The 26,867-nt window shown below is 63.6% G+C and carries 20 protein-coding genes; 15 read left to right on the top strand and 5 right to left on the bottom strand.

The window, feature by feature from the left end; translation table 11 throughout:
• The first annotated feature begins 2 nt into the window (after positions 1-2).
• From yidC to ACOOFO_RS02025, 13 genes are all read left to right on the top strand, one after another.
• Positions 3-1,715: a membrane protein insertase YidC gene (gene yidC / locus ACOOFO_RS02085; protein ID WP_420428006.1), complete on the top strand. Its 1,713-nt coding sequence runs from the start codon at positions 3-5 to the stop codon at positions 1,713-1,715.
• A gap of 7 nt (positions 1,716-1,722) precedes the next feature.
• Positions 1,723-3,054 carry a tRNA uridine-5-carboxymethylaminomethyl(34) synthesis GTPase MnmE gene (mnmE, locus tag ACOOFO_RS02080; protein ID WP_420428005.1) on the top strand — a complete coding sequence of 444 codons (1,332 nt, stop codon included), beginning with the start codon at positions 1,723-1,725 and terminating at the stop codon, positions 3,052-3,054.
• Between the two features lie 46 nt (positions 3,055-3,100).
• Complete coding sequence (locus ACOOFO_RS02075; RefSeq protein ID WP_420428004.1) at positions 3,101-3,541, top strand: YiiD C-terminal domain-containing protein; 441 nt, start codon at positions 3,101-3,103, stop codon at positions 3,539-3,541.
• A complete protein-coding gene (locus ACOOFO_RS02070; RefSeq protein WP_420428003.1) occupies positions 3,538-4,068 on the top strand; it encodes an NUDIX domain-containing protein in 531 nt (176 codons plus the stop codon). Before ACOOFO_RS02075 ends, ACOOFO_RS02070 begins: the two co-directional genes overlap by 4 nt.
• Positions 4,069-4,172: 104 nt before the next feature.
• Positions 4,173-7,949 (top strand): methionine synthase, encoded by a 3,777-nt coding sequence (metH, locus tag ACOOFO_RS02065; protein WP_420428002.1) that lies wholly within the window; start codon positions 4,173-4,175, stop codon positions 7,947-7,949.
• A gap of 386 nt (positions 7,950-8,335) precedes the next feature.
• Complete coding sequence (locus tag ACOOFO_RS02060) at positions 8,336-12,970, top strand: HAMP domain-containing protein (RefSeq protein ID WP_420428001.1); 4,635 nt, start codon at positions 8,336-8,338, stop codon at positions 12,968-12,970.
• Positions 12,971-12,982: 12 nt separating this feature from the next.
• Positions 12,983-13,510 (top strand): chemotaxis protein CheW, encoded by a 528-nt coding sequence (locus ACOOFO_RS02055; protein ID WP_420428000.1) that lies wholly within the window; start codon positions 12,983-12,985, stop codon positions 13,508-13,510.
• Between the two features lie 23 nt (positions 13,511-13,533).
• Complete coding sequence (cheB, locus tag ACOOFO_RS02050; protein WP_420427999.1) at positions 13,534-14,628, top strand: chemotaxis-specific protein-glutamate methyltransferase CheB; 1,095 nt, start codon at positions 13,534-13,536, stop codon at positions 14,626-14,628.
• A gap of 8 nt (positions 14,629-14,636) precedes the next feature.
• Positions 14,637-15,923 carry an EAL domain-containing protein gene (locus ACOOFO_RS02045; RefSeq protein ID WP_420427998.1) on the top strand — a complete coding sequence of 429 codons (1,287 nt, stop codon included), beginning with the start codon at positions 14,637-14,639 and terminating at the stop codon, positions 15,921-15,923.
• A 12-nt stretch (positions 15,924-15,935) separates the two neighbouring features.
• Entirely contained in the window at positions 15,936-16,256 is a 321-nt protein-coding gene (locus tag ACOOFO_RS02040) for a hypothetical protein (RefSeq protein ID WP_420427997.1), read from the top strand.
• A complete protein-coding gene (locus ACOOFO_RS02035) occupies positions 16,253-18,388 on the top strand; it encodes a chemotaxis protein CheA (protein WP_420427996.1) in 2,136 nt (711 codons plus the stop codon). The genes ACOOFO_RS02040 and ACOOFO_RS02035 overlap by 4 nt, the downstream gene beginning before the upstream one ends.
• A 136-nt stretch (positions 18,389-18,524) precedes the next feature.
• A complete protein-coding gene (locus tag ACOOFO_RS02030) occupies positions 18,525-19,292 on the top strand; it encodes an endonuclease/exonuclease/phosphatase family protein (RefSeq protein ID WP_420427995.1) in 768 nt (255 codons plus the stop codon).
• On the top strand, positions 19,258-20,709 hold the full coding sequence (locus ACOOFO_RS02025; protein ID WP_420427994.1) for a phospholipase D-like domain-containing protein: 1,452 nt from the start codon (positions 19,258-19,260) through the stop codon (positions 20,707-20,709). Before ACOOFO_RS02030 ends, ACOOFO_RS02025 begins: the two co-directional genes overlap by 35 nt.
• Positions 20,710-21,653: 944 nt before the next feature.
• Here ACOOFO_RS02025 and ACOOFO_RS02020 read toward each other — a convergent pair.
• The 4 genes from ACOOFO_RS02020 to ACOOFO_RS02005 all read right to left on the bottom strand — a co-directional run bounded on the left by ACOOFO_RS02020 (position 21,654) and on the right by ACOOFO_RS02005 (position 23,954).
• The gene (locus ACOOFO_RS02020; RefSeq protein ID WP_420427993.1) at positions 21,654-22,454 is read right to left on the bottom strand and encodes an SDR family oxidoreductase; all 801 of its coding nucleotides are present in this window, start codon (positions 22,452-22,454) and stop codon (positions 21,654-21,656) included.
• Between the two features lie 9 nt (positions 22,455-22,463).
• Positions 22,464-22,805 (bottom strand): TfoX/Sxy family protein, encoded by a 342-nt coding sequence (locus tag ACOOFO_RS02015; RefSeq protein WP_420427992.1) that lies wholly within the window; start codon positions 22,803-22,805, stop codon positions 22,464-22,466.
• A complete protein-coding gene (locus ACOOFO_RS02010) occupies positions 22,802-23,188 on the bottom strand; it encodes an MAPEG family protein (protein ID WP_420427991.1) in 387 nt (128 codons plus the stop codon). Before ACOOFO_RS02010 ends, ACOOFO_RS02015 begins: the two co-directional genes overlap by 4 nt.
• Before the next feature lie 70 nt (positions 23,189-23,258).
• A complete protein-coding gene (locus tag ACOOFO_RS02005; RefSeq protein WP_420427990.1) occupies positions 23,259-23,954 on the bottom strand; it encodes an SDR family NAD(P)-dependent oxidoreductase in 696 nt (231 codons plus the stop codon).
• 148 nt (positions 23,955-24,102) lie between these two features.
• Here ACOOFO_RS02005 and ahr point away from each other — a divergent pair, with 148 nt between their 5' ends.
• Entirely contained in the window at positions 24,103-25,122 is a 1,020-nt protein-coding gene (gene ahr, locus ACOOFO_RS02000) for an NADPH-dependent aldehyde reductase Ahr (protein ID WP_420427989.1), read from the top strand.
• Positions 25,119-25,931, top strand: a complete 813-nt coding sequence (locus ACOOFO_RS01995) for an acyl-CoA thioesterase domain-containing protein (RefSeq protein ID WP_420427988.1) — start codon at positions 25,119-25,121, stop codon at positions 25,929-25,931. The genes ahr and ACOOFO_RS01995 overlap by 4 nt, the downstream gene beginning before the upstream one ends.
• Positions 25,932-25,968: 37 nt before the next feature.
• Here ACOOFO_RS01995 and ACOOFO_RS01990 read toward each other — a convergent pair whose 3' ends face one another.
• Positions 25,969-26,856, bottom strand: a complete 888-nt coding sequence (locus ACOOFO_RS01990; RefSeq protein WP_420427987.1) for an alpha/beta hydrolase — start codon at positions 26,854-26,856, stop codon at positions 25,969-25,971.
• Positions 26,857-26,867: the final 11 nt, after the last annotated feature.

Genomic DNA, 26,867 nt, shown 5'->3' with positions numbered 1-26,867 from the left:
TCATGGAAAACCGGCGTTTCATCCTGATTTGCGCCTTTGGCGTGCTCCTCTTCCTCATTTTTCAGGCGTGGCAGAGTGATCAAGCACGACAGGCGGCTGCGCCGGTTGCCCAGACGGACCGTATCCCGCCTGATGCCGACATGCCCGAGGCAGCCCAGCCAGCGCCGGACGACGCGGTAGCAATGGACGATACGCCGCAGCCGGCGCGGCCTGCCCAAACGGGGCCGAGTGAAGCTCCAGATGCCGAGAATGCGTCCGGCTTCGTGCGGGTTGAGACGGATGTCGTGCGCGCCAAGATCGCCCTCAAAGGCGGTGACCTCCGCCAATTGTTGCTGCTCGACTATCCGGAATCCGAAGCCAACCCGCGTCCGCTGCCCATTCTCGATGACCGTCGTGACACCTGGTCCATCGTGCAGAGCGGCGTTCTGGCGCCGCAGGGCAACCCGGCGACGCAACGCAGCGTGTACACCAGTGACATCGAGAAGGGGGTGCTGGCCGACGGCGAGGACAGCCTGACCGTCCAACTGCGCACCATTTCCGAGACCGGCATCACTGTCATCAAGCGCTATACCTTCCATCGTGGGCGCTATGTGGTTGATCTGTCGCATGAAGTCATCAACGACAGCGATAGTGCCATCGACGCTTCGGCCTTCACGCAGCTCTGGCGGAACGACCATACACTCGGCGATCAGCCCCCCTTTGCACCTACCTTCACCGGCTACGGCTTCTACGAGGCGCGCGAAGGTGGGGAGAAGTACGGCTTCGAGAAGATTGACTTCAAGGATGTCCGCGACAGCCCGGTGCGCGTCGATCAGCGCGGAGGCTGGCTGGCAATGATGCAGCACTATTTCATCGTTGCCGCCCTCCCGCCACAGGAGAGCCAGCTCAACTTCACCGCCAAGCCGAGCAGCCGCTTTGGCTACCTTGGCCAAGTGGTGGGTGACGCCCGCACCATTGCCCCCGGCAGCAGCGAAGTGTTCCACATGGAACTTTTTGCCGGTCCGAAGCTGCAGAAGCGGCTGGACGATGTTGCCCCCGGTTTCGATCTGACGATTGACTACGGCATCCTCACCCCGCTGTCTGCGCCCCTTTTCTGGGTCCTCGACCTGCTGCACAGCCTGCTTGGCAACTGGGGCTGGGCGATCGTCGTGCTCACCCTCCTGGTCAAGACGGCCATGTACAAGCTGTCCGAGGCGCAGTTCCGCTCCTTCGGCAAGATGCGTCATTTCGGCCCGCGCATCCAGGAACTGCGCGAACGCTACGGAGACGATCGCCAGAAGCTGAACCAGGCGATGATGGATCTCTACAAGAAGGAAGGGTTCAATCCACTCGGCGGCTGTTTGCCCATGCTGGTCCAGTTTCCGGTTTTCATTGCGCTGTACTGGGTCTTGCTCGAGTCGGTGGAGCTGCGGCAGGCGCCCTTCATCGGGTGGATCACCAACCTATCCACCCCCGATCCGTACTACGTGCTGCCGATCCTGTTCGGCATCAGCATGTTCCTGCAGCAGAAGCTCTCCGGCCAGATGGCGACCATGGAGCCGATGCAGCAGCGCATCATGATGGCCATGCCCATCATGCTGACCGCCTTCTTCACGCTCTTCCCGGCCGGTCTGGTGCTGTACTGGTTCGTGAGCAACCTGGTCAGCATTGCCCAGCAGTGGTACATCAATCGCAAGCTCGACCGGGAAGGCATCGGCCGCGCCGTCAAGCGCTGATGGCGCCATGATCCGCGCCGACACCATTGCCGCCGTCGCCACCGCCGGCGGTCGCGGTGCGGTGGGCATTGTTCGTCTATCCGGCGGTGAGGCTGCCGCCATTGCCGCGCGCCTGTGCGGTGGCCTCCCACCTCCACGTACGGCGGGACTTCGTCGCATCGTGGATGCCCAGGGACGTGACCTTGACGAAGCGGTGGTCCTGCTTTTTCCCGCACCGCACTCCTTCACCGGCGAAGAGGTGGTCGAGATCCAGGGTCACGGCGCACCGGTGGTGCTCGAAGCCATCGTGGACGCCGCCTGTTGCCTGGGCGCACGTCGCGCGCGCCCCGGCGAATTCAGCGAGCGGGCCTTTCTCAATGACCGCATCGATCTGGCCCAGGCCGAGGCCATCGCCGATTTGGTCGATGCCGCCAGCCTTTCAGCCGCGCGTGCCGCGCGGGCAAGTCTCAGTGGCCGCTTTTCGCAGCAGGTGGTGGCCTTCAGCGATACCTTGATGGATCTCCGCGTCCAGGTCGAAGGTGCACTCGACTTCAGCGACGAAGACATTGACTGGATGGCGAGAGGCCGGGTGCACGAGCGCCTGCAGGAGGTCCGGCAGGCGCTCCAGCAGGTGCGCGCGCAGGCGGTCAATGGCGCCCGTCTCGCCCAGGGGCTGGAGGTGGTCTTGGCGGGCGCACCCAATAGCGGGAAATCCACGCTTCTGAATGCAATGTGCGGTGATGATGTCGCGATTGTTACCGAAGTTGCCGGTACGACCCGCGATATGCTGCAGTTCGATCTGGTGATCGATGGCTTGCCGATCCGCCTCGTCGATACAGCGGGTCTGCGTCTGACGGAGGATGTGGTCGAACGTGAAGGCGTCCGGCGCAGTCGTGCCCGCATGGCCTCTGCCGATCTGGTCCTTCTGCTGGGTGATGACTGTTGGGAGGCTCCCTTCGCCGCCGCCGAATCCGCGTCCGAATTGGAAGCACCCTACCTCCACGTGTACACCAAGTGCGATCTCAGCGGGCGTGCACCGGGTCGCATGGACAGCGATGCCGTACGCATCAGTGCCGCCACAGGAGCCGGGATGGACGCCTTGCGCGCGATGATTCTCGAACGGGCCGGGTTCAGCGCTGAGGAGGCGCCGTTCAGCGCGCGCGCGCGCCACGTTGAAGCGATCGATCGCGCGTTGAGCGCGCTGCAACGCGCCGATGGCGCCCTCGACGGCGATCTTGCCCTCGATATGGTTGCAGCGGAACTGGCCGAAGCGCAGCAGGCCCTTGCTGGCATTACGGGCGCCGTCGACAGCGAAGACCTGCTGGGCGCCATCTTTAGTCGCTTCTGTATCGGCAAATGACCGCCGGCGGTGGAGCCCGCCGCCGCGGTGCGCTAGCGTGTTGACCATGCAGCTCGAAGCCGCCACGCAATTGCTCTACCGCCAGGTGCCGCTGCTACGGCATACGGACGTCCGGGTGACGGCCCTCCAACGGGATGCGGTGCAGCTCAGTGCGCCGCTGGCGGCCAATGGCAATCATCACGGGACGGCTTTCGGTGGCAGTCTTTCGATGCTCGGCATCGTCGCCGGCTGGTTGCTCGCCTATGTCGGTCAGGACGTTGACGAGCCGACCACCAACATCGTGATCGCCGATTCGCACACCCGTTATCTGCGACCACTGCGTGGCGACCTGTTGATCGAGGCGCACTGGCGCGCCGACGACGGCAAACGCTATCGAGCGCAGTTGGCGGCGGGCCGCAAGGCCGACATCACCATCCAATGCCGCGCGGGTGACGCCGACGCCGCAGCCATCCGCCAAGACAGCCGCTTTGTCGCGATTCCCCTATGAAGACACAATTTCGATTCTGTCCCCGCTGTGCCCAACCGCTGGTCGACGAGCACCGAGGCGACGCGTGGCGCCGGGTCTGCACGCAAGACGCCTGTGGCTACATCCACTGGAACAACCCGACGCCGGTGGTGGCGGCGATTGTCGAACACGAAGGGGAAGTCATCCTCGCCCACAACCGCAGTTGGCCGGCGCACTGGTATGGCCTGATCACGGGTTTCCTCGAACGCGACGAATCCCCTGAGAGTGGTGTGCTGCGCGAGGTGGAGGAAGAACTCGCCCTGCGCGGCGAGATCCGTGATTTTGTCGGGCATTACACCTTCCCGGCGATGAACCAGCTGATCATCGCGTATCACGTGATCGCCGAAGGCGTGATTCATCTTAATGAGGAGTTGGACGACTACAAACGCATCCCGCCGGCCAGGCTAAAACCGTGGCCTGCGGCCACTGGTGAGGCGGTGGCTGACTGGCTGCGTCGACAGGGCATCACTCCTGCCGGCTGGAGCTCGACCGGCCGGGCGGCCTTGTAGACAGGTTGTTGCGTCCCGACACTGGGCGCGGCCCCTTGTTAGCTATTCGCTTATCCGGATAACAGGATATATAATCAACGGTTCACTCTGTACCGACCGAATTCATGGACGACCCACGCCAGACCCAGCGCACCCGCCATTCCGAAGAGACCATTCGCAAGGCGATTGAGGAGCGCATCCTCATCCTCGATGGGGGCATGGGTACGCGCATCCAGTCCTACAAGCTGAGCGAAGCCGACTATCGCGGCGAGCGCTTCAAGGACTGGGAATCCGACCTGTCCGGCAATAACGATCTGCTGGTCCTGACCCAACCCGAGCTGATCAAGGAAGTGCACTGCGCCTATCTGGATGCCGGTGCCGACATCATCGGGACCAACACCTTCAACTGTCAGGTCATCTCGATGGCCGACTACCACATGGAATCGCTGGCCTACGAGTTGAACGTGGCCGCAGCACGACTGGCCTGCGAAGCCGCCGATTCGCGCGCGACCGCTGATCGGCCGCGCTTTGTGTCGGGCAACATCGGGCCGACCAACCGCACGGCTTCCATCAGCCCCGACGTCAACGACCCCGGCAAGCGCAACACCAGCTTCATGGAGCTGGTGGAGGCCTATGCCGAGCAGACCCGTGGGCTTATCGACGGCGGCGTGGACCTGCTGCTGATCGAAACCATCTTCGACACCCTCAATGCCAAGGCGGCCATCTTCGCTGCCTACCGCGTCTTCCAGGAATACGGCTTCAAGCTGCCCATCATCATTTCGGGCACGATCACCGACGCCTCGGGTCGCACCCTGTCCGGCCAGGTGGCCGAGGCCTTCTGGAACTCGATCCGGCACGCCGAACCGCTGGCGGTGGGTCTGAACTGCGCCCTCGGCGGCAAGGATATGCGCCCGTATATCGAGGAGCTGTCCAGCCTGGCGGATTGCTACATCTCCTGCTATCCCAACGCTGGACTGCCGAATGCCTTCGGCGAATACGACGAGCAGCCGGATGAAACCGCTGAGATCGTCGCCGAGTTCGCCGAGGCTGGATTCATCAATCTGGTGGGTGGCTGCTGCGGTACCCAGCCCGAACACATTGCCGCCATCGCCGAGAAGGCCGGCAAGCATTCGCCGCGCACCCCCCCGAAGCACGTGCCGATCACCCGCCTGTCGGGCCTTGAGCCGCTGAACATCACCCCGGAGAAGGGCTTCATCAACGTCGGCGAGCGCACCAACGTGACCGGCAGTGCGAAGTTCCGCAATCTCATCAAGGACGGCGACTACACCACCGCCCTCGATGTCGCACGCTCGCAGGTCGAAAACGGCGCCGCGATCATGGACATCAACATGGACGAGGGCATGCTCGACGGGGTCGAGGCCATGCGCACCTTCTGCAACCTCGTCGCCTCCGAGCCGGACATCTCGCGCGTGCCGATGATGGTCGACTCCTCCAAGTGGGAGGTGATCGAAACCGGACTGCAGTGTCTGCAGGGCAAGTGCATCGTCAACTCCATCTCGCTGAAGGAAGGTGAAGAGAAGTTCCTGCACGAAGCCAATATGTGCCGGCACTATGGTGCGGCTGTCGTGGTCATGGCCTTCGATGAGGACGGCCAGGCCGACAATCTGGAGCGCCGCAAGGAAATCTGCGGCCGTGCCTACAAGCTGCTCACCGAGAAGCTGAACTTCCCGCCGGAAGACATCATCTTCGACCCGAACATCTTCGCGGTCGCCACCGGTATCGAAGAGCACGCCCGCTACGGTCTGGATTTCATCGAGGCCTGTGCGTGGATCAAGGAAAACTGCCCGCACGCCCACATCTCGGGCGGCGTGTCGAATATCTCCTTCTCCTTCCGTGGCAATAACAAGGTGCGCGAAGCCATCCACTCGGTGTTCCTCTACCACGCCACCAAGGCGGGCATGGACATGGGCATCGTCAATGCCGGTCAGCTCACGGTCTACGAGGACATCGAGGAAGAGCTGCGCGACGCCATCGAGGACGTCATCCTCAACCGCAAGGAGGATCCGCAGGAGTCCACTGAAAAGCTGCTCGAGCTCGCCGAGAAGTACAAGGGCGACGCCTCCGAGGCCGACCAGGGCGACCGTCTCGCCTGGCGCGACAACGATGCGCGCGAGCGCATCAAGCACGCCCTCATCAAGGGCATCGATCAATTCGTCGAGGAAGATACCGAAGAGCTGCGTAAGGAGATTTCCGACCGTGGCGGCAAACCGCTTGAGGTGATCGAAGGCCCGCTGATGGACGGCATGAACGTCGTCGGCGATCTCTTCGGTGCCGGCAAGATGTTCCTGCCGCAGGTGGTGAAATCCGCGCGCGTCATGAAGAAGGCGGTGGCCTATCTCATCCCGTATATCGAGGCCGAAAAGGAGGAAGGGGAGGATCCTTCCGACAACGGCACGGTGATCATGGCCACCGTCAAGGGTGACGTCCACGATATCGGAAAGAACATCGTCGGCGTCGTGCTCCAGTGCAACAATTTCGAGGTCATCGACCTCGGCGTGATGTGCCCGGCGCAGAAAATCCTCGATGCGGCCAAGGAACACGACGCCGACATCATCGGCCTCTCGGGCCTGATTACCCCCAGCCTCGACGAGATGGTGCACTTCGCCAAGGAGATGGAACGTCAGGGCCTCGACATCCCGCTGCTTGTCGGTGGCGCGACTACTTCGCGTGCGCACACCGCGGTCAAGATCGAACCGAACTACCACGGACCCGTTGTCTGGGTGAAGGACGCGTCGCGTTCCGTGCCAACGGTCGCCAAGCTGCTGGACAAGGACGCGCGCAAGACGCTGATGGAGGAGCTGAAGGACGAGTACGCCAAGCTGCGCGAGCGCCACGCTGGGCAGGGCAAGCAGGAAAAACTGCTGCCCATCGACAAGGCACGCGCCAATCGCAGTGTTCCGGACTGGAGCGACTACGAGCCGCCGCAGCCGAAGCTTCTTGCAGAGCAGTCCAAGAGCGAAGGCAAGGCGAAGTTCGTGAAGGTCTTCGAGGACTACCCTCTTGAGGAACTCCGTGACTGCATCGACTGGGGTCCCTTCTTCTCGGCCTGGGAGATCAAGGGCCGCTTCCCGGACGTGCTCAACAATCCCTCCACTGGCGAGACGGCGCGCAAGCTCTACGAAGAAGCCAACGAGATGCTCGACAAGATGATCGAGGAGAAGTGGATTCAGGCCAACGGCGTCATTGGCCTGTTTCCTGCCAATCAGGTCGATGAAGACGATATTGCCGTCTATGCCGACGAGTCGCGCGAGACGGAACTGGCACGCCTGCATTGTCTGCGGCAGCAGTCACAGCATCGCGAGGGTGTGCCCAATCGCTCGCTGGCTGATTACGTCGCCCCTGTGGACACTGGCCTTAAGGACTACGTGGGCGCCTTTGCTGTCACCGCCGGTCTGGGCAGTGCCGAGAAGGCTGAGGAATTCAAGAAGGCCAACGACGACTACAGCGCGATCCTGCTGGAGTCGCTGGCGGACCGACTGGCCGAAGCCTTTGCCGAACGCATGCACGAGCGCGTGCGCAAGGAGTTCTGGGGCTACGCACCGGAGGAAGCACTCGACAACGATGCGCTCATCAAGGAGAAATATCAGGGCATCCGTCCTGCCCCCGGCTACCCGGCCTGCCCGGAGCACACCGAAAAGCAGGGCATCTGGGAGCTGCTCGATGTGGAGAACAACACGGGCATGAAGCTGACCGAGTCCATGGCCATGTGGCCGGGTGCGGCGGTGTCCGGCCTGTACTTTGCCCACCCCGAGTCGCGCTACTTCGTCGTGGGTCGCATCAACCGCGACCAGGTGGCGGACTACGCTAAGCGCAAGGGCTGGGAGCAGAGTGAGGCCGAGCGCTGGTTGGCCCCGAATCTGGCCTACGAGCCGGAAGACTGAGCCACCCGTCTCTCATCAAGCCGAACGGCATCGGGCCGGCATGTCATACATGCCGGCCTTTTTTTTGTCTAGCTTTGACCTGATCGGCCCGCCACTGCAGGGACGAGCGGTGGCTCCAGACCGACCGGTGGAACCTCGGACGCGAGCGATACCAGTGTTCTTGGCGGAGGCAGACGAACGGCATAGACAACCCGTACCAGTGGTACCCCCTTGCGAACAAGACGGGCGCAGTCTTGATCGCGAGCCCGTCAGGGATTCGTCGTTTGCTGGTGTTTCGCGCTAAGCGCGTTGCCAAGGCTGGCATGGCAATCAAGGCGTGAGACCCCGGCAGAAGGGGAAGGCACCGAAGGGTGCTGACACTACCACCGATCCGGAGCAACGCCGCCATGTTCAATTTCGCATCCAACCGTGCGCTTCGTCAGCAGCAGCAAGCTGCCGCGCAGTGGCTGCAACACGCACTCGACCCTACTCTCGAAGATCAGGAAGCCCCCAAGATGGACCTGATTCCCGAGGCCATGCGTACTGCCATGCAGAGTGCGGTCGCGCGCATCCGCTCGCTCGAGCACGAGAAGCACGCCATGAAGGAGAAGGCCTCCCAGACCGAGCGCATCGAGCAGGCGGTGAATGCAATGTCGGTCAACGTCATGGTGGCCGACAAAGATCGTCAGATCGTGTACACGAATCCCGCGGTCGTGAAGATGCTCACCGACGCCGAGAGCGAGCTGCAGAAGTCGCTCCCCGGCTTCAAGGCGGCCGACCTGCTTCAGGGCAGCATCGACCGCTATCACCGCGATCCTGAACATCAGCGCGGCATCCTCGACAATCTGGACGGCACCCACGAGGCCAATCTGAAGCTGGGCGACCGCCACTTCCTCCTGCGCGTCAACCCGGTCAAAAGCCCAAGCGGCGAACGGCTTGGCTCGGTGGTGGAGTGGGTGGATCGCACGGTGGAGGAAAAGGCCATCAACGAAGTCGATTCCATCGTGCAGTCGGTGAAGGATGGCGATCTGACGCGGCGCGTCGACACCAGCGCGACCGACGGTCTGATTCAGGCCTTGGGCATGCAGGTCAACCAGATTCTCGATCTGATCCTGGCACCGCTGACGGTGGCTTCCACCTATGTGAAGCGTATCGCCGCGGGCGACATTCCAGAGAAGATCACCGACGACTATCGCGGTGACTTCAACGAGATCAAGAACAACCTCAACACCTGCATCGACGCCGTCAACAAGATGATCGACGACGCCAACATGCTGTCCAAGGCGGCGGTGGAGGGTGCCCTCGATACCCGCGCGGATGCCAGCAAGCACGAGGGCAAGTTCAGGACGATTGTCCAGGGCGTCAATGACACGCTGGATGCCGTCATCGGCCCGCTCAATGTGGCGGCAAACTACGTCGACCGCATCTCGCGCGGCGATATTCCGGAGAAGATCACCGATACCTACAACGGTGACTTCAACACCATCAAGAACAACCTCAACACCTGTATTGACGCCGTCAACAAGATGATCGACGACGCCAATATGCTGTCCAAGGCGGCGGTGGAGGGTGCACTCGATACCCGCGCCGACGCCAGCAAGCACGAGGGCAAGTTCAAGACCATCGTGCAGGGCGTCAACGACACGCTGGATGCGGTCATCGGGCCGTTGAACGTGGCAGCGCGTTACGTCGACCAGATCTCGCGCGGCGACATTCCGGAGAAGATCACCGATACCTACAACGGTGACTTCAACACCATCAAGAACAACCTCAACACCTGTATTGACGCCGTCAACAAGATGATCGACGACGCCAACATGCTGTCCAAAGCGGCGGTGGAGGGTGCACTCGATACCCGCGCGGATGCGAGCAAGCACGAGGGCAAATTCCAGGCCATTGTGCAGGGCGTCAACGACACGCTGGATGCCGTCATCGGACCGCTGAACGTTGCGGCCAACTACGTCGACCGCATCTCCCGCGGGGATATCCCCGAGCCGATCACCGACGACTACAACGGCGATTTCAACACCATCAAGAACAACCTCAACCGGGCCATTGCCGCCGTCAACAAAATGATTGACGACGCCAACATGCTGTCCAATGCCGCGGTCGAGGGTGCGCTCAGCACCCGCGCCGATGCCAGCAAGCACGAGGGCAAGTTCCAGGCCATTGTGCAGGGCGTCAATGACACCCTGGACGCGGTCATCGGCCCGCTGAATGTGGCCGCCGAATACGTGGATCGCATCTCCAATGGCGATATTCCGGAGCCGATCACCGATCAGTACAACGGCGACTTCAATACCATCAAGAACAACCTCAACACCTGCATCGACGCCGTCAACAAGATGATCGACGACGCCAACATGCTGGCCAAGGCCGCCGTCGAAGGTGCCCTCGACACCCGCGCCGACGCCAGCAAGCACGAAGGCCAGTTCCGCGCCATTGTGCAGGGCGTCAACGATACGCTGGACGCGGTCATCGGGCCGTTGAACGTGGCAGCGCGTTACGTCGATCAGATCTCGCGCGGCGACATTCCGGAGAAGATCACCGATACCTACAACGGTGACTTCAACACCATCAAGAACAACCTCAACACCTGTATTGACGCCGTCAACAAGATGATCGACGACGCCAACATGCTGTCGAAGGCAGCCGTCGAGGGTGCGCTTGATACCCGAGCGGATGCGACCAAGCACGAGGGCAAGTTCCGCGCCATTGTGCAGGGCGTCAACGACACGCTGGACGCGGTCATCGGCCCGCTGAATGTGGCGGCCGACTACGTCGACCGGATTTCGCGCGGCGATATCCCCGAACCGATCACCGACACCTACAACGGGGATTTCAACACCATCAAGAACAACCTCAACCGGGCCATCGACAACGTCAACAAGATGATCGATGACGCCAACATGCTGTCTCAGGCCGCGGTGGAGGGCCAGCTCGACACCCGCGCCGACGCTGACAAGCACGAAGGCAAGTTCCAGGCCATCGTGCAGGGCGTCAACGACACCCTGGACGCGGTTATCGGGCCGCTGAACGTGGCAGCGCGTTACGTCGATCAGATCTCGCGCGGCGATATTCCGGAGAAGATCACCGATACCTACAACGGTGACTTCAACACCATCAAGAACAACCTCAACACCTGTATTGACGCCGTCAACAAGATGATCGACGACGCCAACATGCTGTCGAAGGCAGCCGTCGAGGGTGCGCTTGATACCCGAGCGGATGCGACCAAGCACGAGGGCAAGTTCCGCGCCATTGTGCAGGGCGTCAACGACACGCTGGACGCGGTCATCGGCCCGCTGAATGTGGCGGCCGACTACGTCGACAGGATCTCGAAGGGTGATATCCCCGAGCCGATCACCGACACCTACAACGGGGATTTCAACACCATCAAGAACAACCTCAACCGCGCCATCGACAACGTCAACAAGATGATTGACGACGCCAACATGCTGTCCAAGGCCGCGGTGGAGGGCGCGCTTGATACCCGTGCCAATGCTGACCGCCACGAGGGCAAGTTCCGCGCCATTGTGCAGGGTGTCAACGACACGCTGGATGCGGTCATCGGGCCATTGAACGTGGCCGCCAACTACGTCGACCGCATCTCGCGCGGCGATATCCCCGAACCAATCACCGACACCTACAACGGCGACTTCAACACCATCAAGAACAACCTCAACCGAGCCATCGACAACGTCAACAAGATGATTGCCGATGCCAACAAGCTGTCGCAGGCAGCCGTCGAGGGTGCACTTGATACCCGTGCCGACGCCACCAAGCATGAAGGCAAGTTCCGCGCCATTGTGCAGGGCGTCAACGACACCCTGGATGCGGTCATCGAGCCGATCAACGAGATCATGAGCGTCATGACCGTGATCGAGACCGGTGATCTCAGCCGGCGTATTACTGCGGAATTCCAGGGCGACCTGCAGACACTGCGCAACGCCATCAACAACACGCTCGACGCGGTGGTGCAGCCCATCAACGACGTCATGCGGGTGATGAGTGCGGTGGAAAGCGGTGACCTGACACAGGAAGTCACCGCCGAGTGCCGTGGCGACATGGTGCAGCTGCGCGATGCGGTGATGAATACGGTGGGACGACTGGCGCATACGGTGGCAGAGATTCGCGACACCGCGAGCGCGCTGGCCGCGGCCACCGAGCAGGTCAACCAGACCGCACAGGGGCTGTCGCAGGCGGCCAACGAGCAGTCCACCAGTGTGGATCACACCAGGACCTCGGTCGAGCAGATGTCGGCGTCGATCAATCAGAACGCCGAGAATGCGAAGGTCACGGACGAGATCGCCCGCAAGGCGGCCAACGAGGCGGTCGAGGGTGGCGAGGCCGTGGGTCAGACGGTGTCCGCGATGAAGGAGATCGCCAGCAAGATCTCGATCATCGACGACATCGCCTATCAGACCAACCTTCTCGCTCTGAACGCCGCGATCGAAGCGGCCCGTGCCGGTGAACACGGCAAGGGCTTCGCGGTGGTGGCTGCCGAGGTCCGCAAGCTCGCCGAGCGTAGCCAAGTCGCCGCGCAGGAGATCGGCCAGCTCGCCGGTTCCAGCGTGAATCTGGCCGAAAAGGCGGGCACGCTGCTCGACGAGATCGTGCCATCCATCAAGCGCACCTCCGACCTGGTGCAGGACATCACCCGCGCTTCGGAAGAACAGGCATCCGGTGTGGCTCAGGCCAGCGAGGCGATGACCCACCTCAACACCCTCACCCAGAAGAACTCGCATGCCGCGGTCGGCCTGGCCGAAACCTCGAACTCCATGAGTGCGCATGCCAGTCAGCTGCAGACCTTGATGGCCTTCTTCAAGAGTGGCGACGGTGCCGGTGGCGACGTCATCCGCTTCGACAAGAAGGCACAGGAAAAGGCGGCCGCTGCGAAAGCCGACCTCAGCAAGGCCAACTTCTCGCAATCCGGCGCAGCCGCCTCTGGCAAGAGCAAAGGAAAGGGGAACGGGGCCGCAGCCCAGTACCCGGTCGCCAATGGAGAAAACCACCCCGACGACGTGTGGGCCAGCTTCTAAGGAGGTGCTGTCATGACCGATTCCACCAGAGAGGATCAAGGGCGTAACGAGGACGATATGCGCCAATACCTGACGTTCCGTCTGCACGACGAGCTGTACGGCATCGATATCCTGCGGGTCCGCGAGATCATCGAATACGGGAAAGTGACGCCAGTGCCCCGTATGCCTGACTGCGTTCGCGGCATCATCAACCTGCGCGGATCCGTGGTTCCGGTGCTTGACCTTGGCAAGCGCTTTACCAAGGTCGCCACTGAGGTCACGCCCAAGACCTGCATTGTCATCGCTGAAATCGAAGAGGACGGCGGCATTGTCGAGATCGGTGTGATCGTCGACGCCGTCAATGAAGTTTCCGACATCGATGATGACGACACCGAAGCACCGCCCTCCTTTGGGGGGCGGATTCGCCAGGACTTCATCCAGAAGATCGGCAAGCTCGAAGATCACTTCGTCATCGTTCTGAATGTCGACAAGGTGCTCGATATCGACGAGCTCTCGGCATTGCAAAGTGGGCTGATGCGCAACGAGGCGGCGGCCGCTTAGCCATGGTCCACGCAATCGACAGCATGGTCTCTACACGTGCCCGGCAGGGACGCCGTGTCCTGCTGGTGCACGAGTCCGCGCAGGTGCGGACTTCCATTCGCCGCATTCTCGCGGAAGAAGGTGCCATCGCGGTCTTTGACGAAGCACCGGACGCCTACACCGCCTGGGAGCGCATGCGTCTGTGCTGGCCGGATCTGGTGATTCTGGACGTGGCCATGGAGCATATGGATGGCATGTCCTTTCTTCGCCAGATCATGCGCAAGCGCCCGACGCCGGTGGTGATCTGCTCTGCCTTCACAGAACGCAACAAGCAACTCGCGCTGGAAGCGCTGAACAACGGGGCCATCGCCATGATCTATCGCCCCGCTGCGCTGGACGCCGGTCTGGGCGATCCTCAGGCGGAAGATCTGCGACGCACGGTGCGTGAGTGTCTGGACGTGGACGCGGACCGCGCACGTGAGGTTCAGCGCCGACCCGCCAGCCGCAGCGGTCGACCGTTGCCCATGCGGAACCGCCACAGCGCCGCGGTCATAGGCATCGGCATCTCCACCGGTGGTCCTCGTACACTGGCCAAGCTGCTGCGCGATATTCAGCTTCCGGTGCCACCCATCGTCATCGTGCAGCACATGCCAAACGGCTTCACCGCGCCATTGGCGGAACGCCTGGATCGCGTGTCGGCCTTGACCGTGCAGGAAGCCGCGCACGGCATGGTGCTGCAAGCCAATCACGCCTATATTGCCCCCGCCGGCTTACATACCCGACTGCGCCGTCGCGCCGGAGATCGCGTGACCTTCGAGGTTGAATCGGGCGTGCGGGTGCGCCATCACATGCCTTCGGTGGATGTGCTGTTCGATTCAATGGCGGACCAGCTCCGTGCAAGGGCGGTGGGCGTGCTGATGACAGGTATGGGCGATGACGGCGCGCGCGGCATCGAGCGCCTGCATGCGCGCGGTGCCACCACCCTGGTGCAGGACGAAGCCAGCTGCGTGGTCTTTGGCATGCCGAAGGCGGCGCTGGCACGTCATCCGCGTTGCCCGGCTCTCAGCGTGGGCGAGATCGCCACCTACCTATCCAACCTGCGTCGCTACGAGCGGGAAGCACTGCGAGAAGCGGGGTAAGGCGCGTGATGGCCACCGACACCTACAGTGGTACAGGCAGTGATGCAGCAGGTGCCGGTGGCCTGCCCCCTCTTGCGGAAGCGGGAGATCTGGCGGCACTGATCATCGATGACGCCGAAGCGGTAAGGGTGTCCCTGGCCGAAATGCTCAAGCGGCAGGGCATTCATGATGTCTATACCGCCAGCGACGGTGCCACTGGGCTGTCCGTAATCGAATGCATGCGTGGTCGGGAGTGCGTCGTGTTCTGCGATCTCGCCATGCCCGGCATGGATGGCGTCGAGGTCGTGCGCGAAATTCAACGTCTCGGTTATCCGGCCGCCATTGTGCTGGTCAGCGGCAAGGACCGGCGTGTCCTCGACATCGTTTCCAAGGTCGCGCGCGACGCCGGCCACTCCGTGGTTGGTTCGATGGCCAAGCCCTTTGCAGAAGACCAGTTGGTCGAGCTCCTGCGTGTTGCCCGCCTTGGCCGGCCCGCCGCCCGACCCCGCGCAAAGGGCGCGGCACAGCTCAGCGTCGATGCACTGCGCGCGGCCATTGATGAGGACCGCGTGGCGGTCGTCGTCGAGCCGCAGGTCCGGTTACGGGATGGTGCCCTCGTCGCTATGGAGGCCTTGGCGCGAATCGAATCCGAGGATGGTCTGATCGCGCCTTTTCGTTTCATACCGGTCGCGGAAGCCAGCGGCCTCATCGCACCCTTGACCCAGCAGTTGATGCGCAAGCTGTTCCGTGCGGTACAGACCTGGCATCAGCGAGGGCGCATGATCGACGTCTCGGTCAACCTGTCGACCTCGCTGCTGGTCGAGCCCGCCATGCCCAGCATCATTCTCGATGCAGCAGCGGCCGCTGGCGTCATGCCGCAGCACATCATGATCGAGTTGACGGAATCGACGGCGGCCCAACATCGCATCGAGGACGTCATCGAAAGTGTGGCCCGTTTCCGCCTCAAGGATTTTCGTGTGGCCATCGATGACTTCGGGACGGGTCAGTCGACCCTAGAACGCTTTCAGCGCATTCCGTTCACGGATCTCAAGGTGGATCGCTCCTTCGTGACTGGTGCCGCCAGCGATGACGACAAGCGCGGCATCATCGAATACAGCGTGCAGCTCGCACACCGGCTGGGCCTCAATGTCATCGCCGAAGGCGTCGAAACTGCAGCCGATCAGGAAGAGGTTCGCCGACTCGGGTGCGAGATGGCCCAAGGCTACTACTACACACGGCCGCTACCACTGGCGCAGGTGGATAGTTGGCTCCAGCAATGGATTCCGCGTGTGCCGCTCAAGGCGTCGCGCAACTGATCGAGAAATGGCATGACCACCACCACCACCACCGATGCACCTCCGCCCGCTAACGCCCTCGCGAGTGCTGGCAGTCAGTGGGTCGCCGCGCACATGCCGGAAATGCAGCAACACTTCACCCGTGAAGGCTGGAAGCTGGACAAGGCGCCCAGACTGGGAAGCATTCAGGCCGTCGATCTGTGCGGTCTTCAGCTGCTCGTGCTGCTGCGCCGTCGCACGCAGCGGGCATTGGGTCAATGCGACTTTCAGGACGTCCCGGAGTGTGTGCGGGACGCGGCCCACATGGCGGGCCTCAATGAATGGCTCGGAATCGAAGAGGAGTGCGGCGCATGAGCATGGAAGAGATCTTCGCAACCTTCATCGCGGAAAGCCGCGACCAGATCGAGGAAATGGAGCGCAGTCTCTTCGCCCTCGAGCAGGCGCCCGACGATGCCGAGCTGCTCAATACCGTCTTCCGCGCGGCGCATACCATCAAGGGGTCGGCGGGACTGTTTGCGCTGGAAACCGTCATCGAATTCACGCACACGGCCGAGAACCTCCTGGATGCGCTCCGCCACGGCCAGCTGCATGTCGACGCCGAGTTGATCAGCGAACTGCTGCGCGTGGTCGACGTGCTGCGCGTGCTTATCGACTGCGCCTCACGACACGAGGATCCTCCCTCGCCCCATACCGAGAAGGATGACCTGATCGCGGCCATGGCACGCCGACTGGCGGCCATCGGAAAGTCAGCGCCAGGCGCCGCCAGCAAAGCCGCGACCGCCAACGGGGACGATGCCGGACAGCAGGGGCGCTGGCTGCTGTCGATCCGGTTCGATCCGGATATCGCCAAATCCGGGAACAACCCGCTGGGTCTGCTGCGCTATCTGCGGGAACTGGGCACCGTGATGCATGTCGTCCCGGTGGAGACGCAAGCCCTCGACGCCGACGCCTTTGACGCAAGTCGCCTGTATCTTGGTTTCGAGATCGCAATGTTGAGCGATGCCACGAAGCAGGAACTGGAGGCGGTCTTCGAATGGGTAGCTGATGACTCCAACATCGCCGTGCTCGGCCCGCAGCCCACCACCGAGGCCCTCGCCAAGCGCCTGCTGGAGCTCCCCGGGGACCCAGCGGAAGTCATCGCAGCCTGGGAGCAGTGCGCAGTGATCGATGCCAAAGCCGCCGCCATACTGCGCGGTGCGCCCAAGGATGACACCCCGGCCGTCGAAGCGCACCCCAAGGAGACACAGGCCACCTCACAGGAAGTGGCAAGCAAAGCCAAAGCGGCCAAGGCCAGCCGCAGTGACGGTGAAACACGCTTCATCCGCATCGATTCCCGCCGCCTGGATCATCTGATCAATCTCGTCGGCGAACTGGTCATCGCCGGATCCGGGGCGCGCATGCTGGCCGATGAAACCGGTAACGAAGCGCTGATCGAGGCCAATGAGCAATTTCAGCAGCTGGTCGAGGATGTGCGGGACTCTTCCCTGTCCCTGCGTACCGTCCCGCTGGAAACCATTTTCAGCCGGTTTACCCGCGTGGTACGCGAGATCTCCCATGATCTCGGCAAGAACATCACGATCGACTTTGAAGGCGGCGAGACCGAAATCGACCGCAGCTTGATCGAGCGTATCAGCGATCCCTTGATTCATCTGGTGCGCAATGCGGCCGATCATGGCATCGAGCCCCCAGTAGATCGCGAAGCCGCGGGCAAGGATCCGATGGGCCGTATCAAGATGAAGGCCTACTATGATTCCGGCAGCGTCGTCATTGAAATTTCGGATGATGGTCGTGGCGTCAATCCCGAAAAGATCCGCAAGAAGGCCCTCAGCCTTGGTCTCATCGATGAGGATCAGGCCGTGCCGGATGAACAGCTGCAGGACATGCTTTTTGAACCGGGCTTTTCGACGGCCAGTGCCGTAACCAATATCTCCGGTCGCGGCGTTGGCCTCGACGTGGTGCGCAAGAACCTCAAGCAGGTTCGTGGCACGGTCGGGCTGAATTCGGCCGTAGGCAAGGGCAGCACCTTCACCCTGCGCCTGCCACTCACGCTGGCCATCATCGATGGCTTCCTGGTGACCGTCGGCACCGAGAAGTATGTGATTCCGGTCGAACTGATCCGGGAATGCATCGAGGTACCCACGTTGCAGAGCGACTCCGGTGGCTTCGGCATCTGCAATGTGCGCGGTGCCGTTCTGCCCTTTGTGCGCCTCTCGCGTTGGTTCAATCGTCCCGACAGTGACAACAAGCGACCCAACATGGTGGTGGCACAGGTGGGCGACCGCTATGTCGGGTTGGTGGTGGATCGGTTGCTCGGTGAATCACAGACCGTCATCAAGCCGCTCGGGCGTCTTTTCGCCGGCGTTCCAGGCATCGGTGGTGCCACCATTCTCGGTACCGGGGAAGTCGCACTGATTCTGGATGTGCCCGCCATGGTGCGCAGCATTGATGCCGATACCCGCGCCAGCCTGGAGCAGGCCGCCGCCTGACGGTTGGCGGCCTGCTGCCGGCGGTTGCCGCAACGACGCTCGGGACACTACAAGAGTGCTGCGCTCGACGGGCGTGGCGCCGCGACCGTGCTGACCAGCTGCACGCTGGCGAAGGCACAGCCCTTACAATCCAGCGATGGCAGAATCGCAATCGCCGCCGTATCGCCTGCTGACCTACAACATCCAGGTTGGCCTGCACACCCGCGATTATGGACACATGGTCAGTGGTGCCTGGCGCCACCTATGGCCATCGAAGGATCAGCACAGCAACCTTGAGCGCATTGCGGAAATGCTGTCCGGCTTCGACTTCGTCGCCATTCAGGAAGCCGATGCCGGCAGCCTGCGTACCCGTAGTCGCAACCAGATCGAGTTTCTGGCCCGCGCGGCTGGCTTCGACCATTGCGGATTCATCGTCACCCGTGATCTGCATCCGGTGGCCCGCCATTGCCATGGCTGGATGTCCCGTGCCGCACCGATCGAGCAGCAGGCGCACAGCCTGCCCTCGCGCATTCCGGGCCGCGCCGCCATGCGCCTGCGCTACGGCGAAGAGCTGGGTGGTCTCACCATTCTGGCGGCACATCTCTCCCTCGGCGGAGAGGACCGGCGCAAGCAGTTGCGCTACATTGCGGGCATGGCCGGGGCAGGAGAGCGCGTCGTCATGCTGGGCGATCTGAACAGCGGCAACGAATTTCTGCGGCATCATCCCGATCTGCACGAGAAGGGGCTGCGCCCCGTGCCGGATGCGCCGAAAACCTATCCAAGCTGGCGGCCCCGGCGCGCGCTGGATCAGGTGTTGCTTGGACCGGGCTTGCAGGCGCGGCGCGTGGCCGCGCTGCCGATCCACCTCTCCGATCACATGCCATTGGCTGTTGACGTGGAAGTCCTTGATCGCCCCCATCGATAGCGCGCAACTGCTTTCGGCTTTGACCTACGTCGCCGCCGCGGGCTATCCGCTGGCGGCCTTCTGGGCCGGCGGACACGCCCTGCTCAATGCGCGCGACCCTCGGGCCGCCTGGGGCTGGATCGCCGTCTGCCTGTTGTTCCCACTCGCAGGCGCCTTGCTGTACTACCTGTTCGGCATCAACCGTGTCCGGCGCCGCGCGCGTTCGCTGCTGGATGTGCCGGCTGTTCCCGGTGCGCGGGGCCACCCGCGATCCCTGCCGCCCATACCCGATAGCTTTCAGGCGTTGTCGGCAACTGGTGACGTACTGACCGGCCGCCCTGCACTCTCGGGGAACCGGATCGAGGCGCTGTTCAACGGCGAGCAGGCCTACCCGGCGATGCTGGAAGCCATTGCCAATGCCAAGCACTCCGTCTGGCTGGCGAGCTACATTTTCCGCAATGACGCCACCGGCAAGCGCTTCATGCGCGCGCTGGCCGAGGCGGTTCAGCGAGGCGTGACCGTGCGCGTGCTGGTGGACGGCATCGGCGCGGTCTATGGGCTGAGCTTTCCGGTGTTCTGGCTCCGTCGGCATGGCGTCCGCGCGGTGCGCTTTCTGCCACCGCGATTGATCCCGCCCATGCTGCACATCAATCTGCGCAACCACCGCAAGCTGCTGATGGTCGATGGAGAAATGGCCTTCACCGGCGGCCTCAACATCGCCGAGTACCATATCGTCAGCGAAGCCACCGTGCGCAAGCCGGTCGTCGACGTGCATTTCCGCATCCGCGGCCCGGTGGTGGATCAGTTGGCACGGGCTTTTGCCGAGGACTGGCGCATGGCAGCCGGCGAAGCGCTGGTGCTGCACAACGTTCCCGCCGCCGAGCCCAATGGCGCCATCGCCCGTCTGATCACCGACGGGCCCGACGACGACCTCGACAAGCTGGCCTTCATGATTCTGGCCGCCGTGGGGGTGGCCCAGCGCTCGGTGCGGATCATGACGCCCTATTTCCTGCCCTCGCCCGAACTTACCGCGGCCTTGCAGGCGGCCGCGCTGCGTGGCGTCGAGGTGACGATCGTTCTGCCCGCACGCAGCAACCTCCGCTTCGTCGATTGGGCCACCCAGAACATGTTGCAGCCCCTGCTTTCTTCCGGGGTTCGTGTCATACAACAGCCGCCCCCCTTTGCGCACAGCAAGCTGTTTGTGGTGGACGAGCACTATGTCCAGCTCGGTACCGCGAATATCGATCCGCGCAGCCTGCGCCTCAATTTCGAACTCGCTGTGGAAGCCTATGATCCGGCCCTGGCCGCGCAACTGGTGGAGCGCTTTCACGCGGTCGAGCGTAGGGGGCATGAAATTCAGGCTTCCGCGCTGAGGGCGCGGCCATTGCCGGTGCGGTTGAGGGATGCCTTTTTCTGGTTGTTTTCGTCGTATCTCTGAGGTTGCTCGCAGCGATGCTGCGTAGCGGCAAGCCAGTCTCCGTGCATTTGGCGATCGGGTTTCAGCATTGGCCGCTCCAATGGCCGTCTTCGCTCAAAGTTCCGCACCTGTTATGGATAGCGCTCCGGACTGATCACTCTGCCCGGTGCGGGTTCCTTTCTCTGCTTGCCCAGAGAAAGGAACCAAAGAGAGGGCACCCCACACCCGCGCCGGCCCTGTCGGGCCGGGCCCCTGCGTAGCACCTGTGCTCGGGGTCGGCCTGACACGACGTCCCTGTCGTGACAGGCCTTGGCGGGCCGTCCCTGGCCAGCCATCCCCTGCGCGCAGGCGCTACTCCGGCGCGGGTGCAGGGGACTCCATACGGCTCGTCGCTTCGCGACATCGCAGCGATGCCGCGCAGCGGCGAGCCAGTAGGAAATGTGCCCTTGGCGGGTGGCCGGATCGGGTGGCGCGCGGAGGGGGTGCGAGACAGGACGTCGAGCAAGCGCCGTCACGACAGGGACGTCGTGTCGGCGCGTACCCCGAGCACGACGTCCGATCCGGGCACCTGGTGCGGCGTAGCCGCGCCAGGCCACCCGTGGGCACCCTGGCTTTGGTTCCTTTGGCCGTAACCAAAGGGACCCGCGCGTTCTGTGTGAATCACTCGTGAGTGGATTGCTTCAGAGCGCGGAATCCTTGGCGGAAAGGAGTCATCAGAGGGCGCTTCAATCAGCACCTTTGCTCGTGGTTCCGCACCTGTGATGCTCAAAGCTCCGGACTGATCAATCTGCTCGGTGTGGGTTACTTTTCTATTGTGCGATAGAAAAGTAACCAAAAGACCGCACCCCACACCCGCGCCGGCCCTGTCGGGCCGGGCCCCTACCGGCGCGGGTGAAGGGGACTCCAAACGGCTCGTCGTTGCGCAACATCGCGACGATGCCGTTGGCACGCCTCAGCAGTGACGCCTATCCCCCCGCCAACTGCTCAAACCCCTGCCCAAGACTGGTCGCCCCCCCGAGCGCCCAACCACCATCGACGGGGATGACCGCGCCGGTGACGTAGGCCGCCATGTCGCTGCCTAGCCACAGGCAGCAGTCGGCAATTTCGCTGGCCTGGCCATAGCGCTTCATCGGCACGCTGTCGATGACCGCTTTACGCGCAGCCTCGGTGGGGGCGAGGCGCTCCATGCCTTCGGTGCCTTCGATGGGGCCGGGGACAACGGAGTTGACGCGCAGGCCTTCGGGGCCCCATTCGAGTGCACCGACACGGGTCACCATGTCGACGCCGGCCTTTGCCGAACAGACGTGCATCTGCATGTTCATGGGCAGAAAGGCTTGCGGGGCCGAAATGTTGATGATCGAGCCGCCGGGCTTCTTCATCAGCGGATGGGCGGCGCGCAGCACGTGGTAGGTCCCGAGCAGGTCGATGTCGACCACGCTCTTGAAGGCGTTGGCCGACATGCCGGTGGCCTTTGCCGGGAAGTTGCCCGCGGCGCCGGACACGAGCACGTCAAAGGCGCCGAATTGCCCGTGCGCGGCCTGCAGTGCTGCCTCAACGGCGGGATAGTCGCGGACGTCGGCGGCATAGCCGTTGGCTTCTGCGCCCAGGGCCTTGAGCGCTTCGACCGTGGCGTCGACCTTCTCCTGGCGTCGGGACAGCACGCTGACGCGTGCGCCTGCCTTGGCAAAGGCCTTGGCAACGCCAAGATTGATGCCACTGGTGCCACCGGCAACGAATACGGTCTTCCCGGAATAATCAAAGGACATGCGTGTCTCCTAGTGTGCGTCGTGAGATTTTGACAGGGCCGCGCGCCATGCGTGGTCGGCCCAGGCGCAAAGGTCGTCGGCGTCATCGATGGCCGCCTCCGGTGCCTGGCGATAGGACAGGGCGATGGTGCGTCCCTGTCGTTGATAACGGAAGGCGGGCGCCTGCACGGCATCGAAGGCGGGTGCATTCTGCGCATCGCATTTCAGGTACAGCGCGCCGTCGTACACCAGCGCGAACATGCGGCCCTCGCGGAACAGGCCGACCCCACCGAACATGCGCCGCGGCCGTACCGGAGCCCATTCACTGAGCTGGTCGGCGACGAGTTGGGCGAGCTGCAGATCGCTGTTCACACTGGGAGGAAGGGAAGCAGCAGACAGCCGACACCACCGATGAGCAGCACCAGGAAAGTGAGCAGCGTACCCACCATGCGCCCGGGGGGAAAGTGCTCGGCAAAGGCCAGGGCGTAGCCGTGCCCGATGCGGCCGACAACCAGCCCGGCGCCCAGAGTGTGCAGCAGCCAGGCCGGGGCACCACCTACCTCAAGCAGTGCGATCAACCCCAGGCACAGCGGCACATACTCGGCGAAATTGGCGTGCGCACGGATGCGCCGGTTCAGCCGCCCGTCTCCCCCGTCGCCCAGGCTGACGCCTGCGGTGCTCCGCCCCTGGATGACGCGGATCGAAAGCACGAGAAATACCAGTGCGAGTAGGCCGGCGTAGATCGAAGTCAGCATCGTGTGTGTCTCCTGCAGGGTGTCCAAGGATGATGGTGAGAGTCGCATTGTGGCGGCGTGCCGGGCATGTCTAGAGCCAGCGAAGTCGTCGCGAAGGTACCCGCTCGGCGCCGTGCAGCAGTGCCTGCAGTGCCCGGCGCGCCAATCGCGTGGTGGCAGCATCCGACTGTGCGGAAGGCGTGGCCGCCTGCTGCCGGGGCGCCCCGGCATCCTGCCCCGATCGCGGGGCGGCGCTCGTCATCAGCGTGCAGGCCAGCCCACTGCCGCGCCAGCGGCGATGCAGCGAGCGAGCATACTGCTGGACGAAGGCCTCGGATGCGGCGGTGACGGCGTCGGTGTGCGCGGCGTCCCGATGGTGGCTGGGCGTGCTGATAAACAGCACCCGGCCCCAACCCTGATCATCGATGCCTGCGGCGAAGCGCTGTGTAAGCTCGCAAAGGGCAACGACGCGGCGTTGCACGATGGCGTGGCTCCGGGCTTCCTCGGTGGATGAGGCATCGTTGTCGGCCGGCACGTCATCGGGATGCTGAATCAGCATGTCCACGGGGCGCTGTGGTTGCACGGTGTCGAACAGCATCCGTGGCGTTCCAGGCTGACTCAGCTCGGCCGCCAGCACCATCACGGAGGTGTCGTAGCGCTGCTGCAGCGATTCCGCCAGCATGGCCAGCCGCTCGTGTTCCCGGGCGACCAGCACCAGATCGGCGCCGCTGGCGGCAAGCTGATCGGCCAATGCGGCGGCCAGTGGATGGACCGCGCCCGTCACCATGGCGGTACGACCACGAAGATCGGGTGCTTGCTTGGCGATGCTCGTCTCTCCCTAGTGCGCGCCGGCTGCGGCCGCGCTCATTCAACACGCTCAGGAGGCCGGCGGCAAGCCGCGCTATCCTGCAGCGATAACGTCAGGGAGACACACCATGTCCACCATCAATGCCTGGGCCGCACCCTCTGCCGCGGCGCCACTGGAACCCTTCAGCTATGACGCCGGGCCTCTGCCCGACGATGCGGTCGAGATCGCCGTGGAAGCCTGCGGCCTGTGCCATTCCGATCTCTCCATGCTGGACAACGAATGGGGGCGGAGCGTCTATCCCCTGGTCCCGGGACATGAAGTGGTGGGTCGCATCAGCGCTCTCGGCCGCAATGCTCGGGGCTTGCGCGAAGGCCAGCGCGTCGGACTCGGCTGGCTGTCCGGCAGCTGTCTGCACTGCGCGCCCTGCACGCATGGCGACCATCATCTCTGCTCGACGGTGGAAGAGACCATCGTCGGTCGGCACGGCGGATTTGCAGAAGCCGTGCGTGCGCATTGGCGCTGGGTCACGCCGCTGCCCGAAGGTCTCGATGCGGCCAGCGCGGGGCCGCTGTTCTGCGGCGGCATCACGGTTTTTTCGCCACTGGTGGAATTCGGTATCCGGCCAACAGATCGCGTCGGTGTGGTTGGGATCGGCGGTCTCGGCCATCTCGCCGTGCAGTTCGCGCGCGCCTGGGGTTGCGAAGTCACCGCCTTCACCTCCAGTGCGGCCAAGGCCGACGAGGCCAAGGCCCTGGGCGCTCATCAGGTTGTGACCTCCACCGATGAATCGGCGCTCAAGCGCCTCACGGGCACCTTCGACCTGCTCCTGGTCACCGTCAACGTGACGCTGCCGTGGCATCGCTATATCGCGGCATTGGCGCCGCGCGGCCGGCTGCATTTCGTGGGTGCCGTGCTGGAGCCTGTCGCATTCCGTGCCTTTTCGCTGATCGGCGGCCAGCGCAGCATTTCCGGCTCACCGACCGGCTCGCCGGCCACCATGGCCACCATGCTGGATTTCTGTGCACGCCACGGCATCGCCCCGCGTACCGAGCATTACCCCATCGCGGACGTCAATCAGGCGGTGGATCGCCTGCGTAACGGATCCCCGCATTACCGCGTCGTCGTGGACGTGGCCGCGCGCGCATGACGGAGCGTGAGGCGGTGCTTCGCTGGGACGGCGAGTGGGCCCATCCGTCCGTGCACGCCACCGGCCCGTGGGACGACGCCGCTCAGCACGGCGGGGTGCCAGCGGCACTGAGCGTGGCGGTGGCCGAAGCGGCAGCGGAAGGCTGGGAAGGGGATTGGTCTTTGCGCCGCCTCAGTCTGGAGCTGCCCAAGCCAGTGCCGATGCAGCCGCTGCGCGTGACCCAGGCGATTAGTGGCGGGCGATCGGTGAAACGGGTGCGCGTGACCCTGCACGACGCGGCAGGGAGCGAAGTCGCCAGTGCCCTGCTGCTGATGCAACGGCGCGCCGACAGCGGGATGCCCGCTTTCGGTCAGGTGCCTGCTGCGCCGCCGGTGCCATCGGCCGAGGCCTGCACCACCCGGGTGCGCTTTGGCGGCATGCCGGATCGTCCCGCTTTCCACACCACCGGTATGCATATCCGCCTGGCCGATGGCGATTCGGAGCAGCCGGGTCCGGCTACCGCCTGGTTTCGTGCAGAAAGGCCGCTGGTGTCGGGTCGTGCGCCTTCAGCAACGATGCTGGCATGTGCCGCGTCGGACTTCGGCAACGGGCTGAGCTGGGAGACGCCCTTTGCGGACACCATTTTCGTCAACAGCGATCTGACCGTCTTCCTGGAACGGCCACCGGAAGGCGACTGGCTGGGCGTGGCCGCGCGTACCCGCGTTGCGCGCGACGGCAGCGGCATGGCGCAATCCCAGCTCTTTGACCACCGCGGGCACTGCGGCGAAGCCTTCCAGAACCTTCTGGTCTTCGCGCGCCCCAAGCGCTGAACGGACCGCCCGGGGCTGGGGCCGCAAGCGTGGTCGTTCAGCGGACGGGCGCGTGCTCGTTCAGAAAGGCGGCAAGGTCGCGCACGCCATCGCGGGCGCGCGGCAAGGTGCGCGCATGCATGTGGAAGTCATGCCAAAGCCCGTCGAAGACGCGCAGCGACGCTGCGACGCCAGCCTTCTGCATGGCAGCCTCCAGCGCCACCGCGTCGTCGTAGAGGATTTCTTCGCTGCCGACGTGGATGCGTGTCGGCGGCAGGCCCGCCATATCGGCGAACAAGGGGGACCAGCGCGGATCCTCCGGCGCACCCTGGCCGTTGACGAAGGCCTTCATCGAGAACCGTGACCAGTCGCCGCGCAGCATGGGTTCGCGCTGGGCGCGTTCGACGTGGCTGGGCTGACTGTTGCTCATGTCCGCCCATGGGGAAATCAACAGCAGCGCCTCGGGCAGCGCAGCGGCCTCGTCGCGCAGTTTCTGTGCGCAGGACAGCGCCAGCCCGCCGCCGGCCGAGTCACCGCTCAAGGTAGCGCTCCCGAAACGTTTGCAGACCTCCGTGAAGGTGGCCACCGCATCTTCAAGGGCGGCGGGCCACGGGTGCTCGGGCGCCAGGCGGTAGTCGGGCACGATCACGCGCGCCTGCCCGTCAGCGGCGAGGTGCGTGGTTATGGCGCGATGCGTGGACGGGGAGCCGAGCACATAGGCGCCGCCGTGCAGAAAAACGATGGTGCGACGCGGTGCCTGCTTGGGAAGCAGGATCTCGCAAGGCACTCCGCCGAAGAGGGCGTACTCGCTGTCGATGCTGGGCGCGGGCAGATTGATCAGGGTCAGCGCCTGCACCCATGCGCGCTGGAAGCCGATCGGTACTTCCGGTCGCATGACCGGCTTGAACAGCAGCCGCAGGGCATTCTTGGTGAGGGCTTCGCGCATCGGCTTTCGGG

Origin of the sequence: Algiphilus sp. (genome assembly GCF_965216485.1) — a bacterium.
GTDB lineage: Bacteria > Pseudomonadota > Gammaproteobacteria > Nevskiales > Nevskiaceae > Algiphilus.
Note: the sequence above shows the minus strand (reverse complement) of the source record. Positions and strands in the feature narration are given on the sequence as shown.

Bases quoted from the DNA above. Each gene is read 5' to 3' on its own strand.
- yidC (WP_420428006.1), top strand. From the start codon at position 3: ATGGAAAACCGGCGTTTCATCCTGATTTGCGCCTTTGGCGTGCTCCTC.
- mnmE (WP_420428005.1), top strand. From the start codon at position 1,723: ATGATCCGCGCCGACACCATTGCCGCCGTCGCCACCGCCGGCGGTCGC.
- ACOOFO_RS02075 (WP_420428004.1), top strand. From the start codon at position 3,101: ATGCAGCTCGAAGCCGCCACGCAATTGCTCTACCGCCAGGTGCCGCTG.
- ACOOFO_RS02070 (WP_420428003.1), top strand. From the start codon at position 3,538: ATGAAGACACAATTTCGATTCTGTCCCCGCTGTGCCCAACCGCTGGTC.
- metH (WP_420428002.1), top strand. From the start codon at position 4,173: ATGGACGACCCACGCCAGACCCAGCGCACCCGCCATTCCGAAGAGACC.
- ACOOFO_RS02060 (WP_420428001.1), top strand. From the start codon at position 8,336: ATGTTCAATTTCGCATCCAACCGTGCGCTTCGTCAGCAGCAGCAAGCT.
- ACOOFO_RS02055 (WP_420428000.1), top strand. From the start codon at position 12,983: ATGACCGATTCCACCAGAGAGGATCAAGGGCGTAACGAGGACGATATG.
- cheB (WP_420427999.1), top strand. From the start codon at position 13,534: ATGGTCTCTACACGTGCCCGGCAGGGACGCCGTGTCCTGCTGGTGCAC.
- ACOOFO_RS02045 (WP_420427998.1), top strand. From the start codon at position 14,637: ATGGCCACCGACACCTACAGTGGTACAGGCAGTGATGCAGCAGGTGCC.
- ACOOFO_RS02040 (WP_420427997.1), top strand. From the start codon at position 15,936: ATGACCACCACCACCACCACCGATGCACCTCCGCCCGCTAACGCCCTC.
- ACOOFO_RS02035 (WP_420427996.1), top strand. From the start codon at position 16,253: ATGAGCATGGAAGAGATCTTCGCAACCTTCATCGCGGAAAGCCGCGAC.
- ACOOFO_RS02030 (WP_420427995.1), top strand. From the start codon at position 18,525: ATGGCAGAATCGCAATCGCCGCCGTATCGCCTGCTGACCTACAACATC.
- ACOOFO_RS02020 (WP_420427993.1), bottom strand. From the start codon at position 22,454: ATGTCCTTTGATTATTCCGGGAAGACCGTATTCGTTGCCGGTGGCACC.
- ACOOFO_RS02010 (WP_420427991.1), bottom strand. From the start codon at position 23,188: ATGCTGACTTCGATCTACGCCGGCCTACTCGCACTGGTATTTCTCGTG.
- ACOOFO_RS02005 (WP_420427990.1), bottom strand. From the start codon at position 23,954: ATGGTGACGGGCGCGGTCCATCCACTGGCCGCCGCATTGGCCGATCAG.
- ahr (WP_420427989.1), top strand. From the start codon at position 24,103: ATGTCCACCATCAATGCCTGGGCCGCACCCTCTGCCGCGGCGCCACTG.
- ACOOFO_RS01995 (WP_420427988.1), top strand. From the start codon at position 25,119: ATGACGGAGCGTGAGGCGGTGCTTCGCTGGGACGGCGAGTGGGCCCAT.
- ACOOFO_RS01990 (WP_420427987.1), bottom strand. From the start codon at position 26,856: ATGCGCGAAGCCCTCACCAAGAATGCCCTGCGGCTGCTGTTCAAGCCG.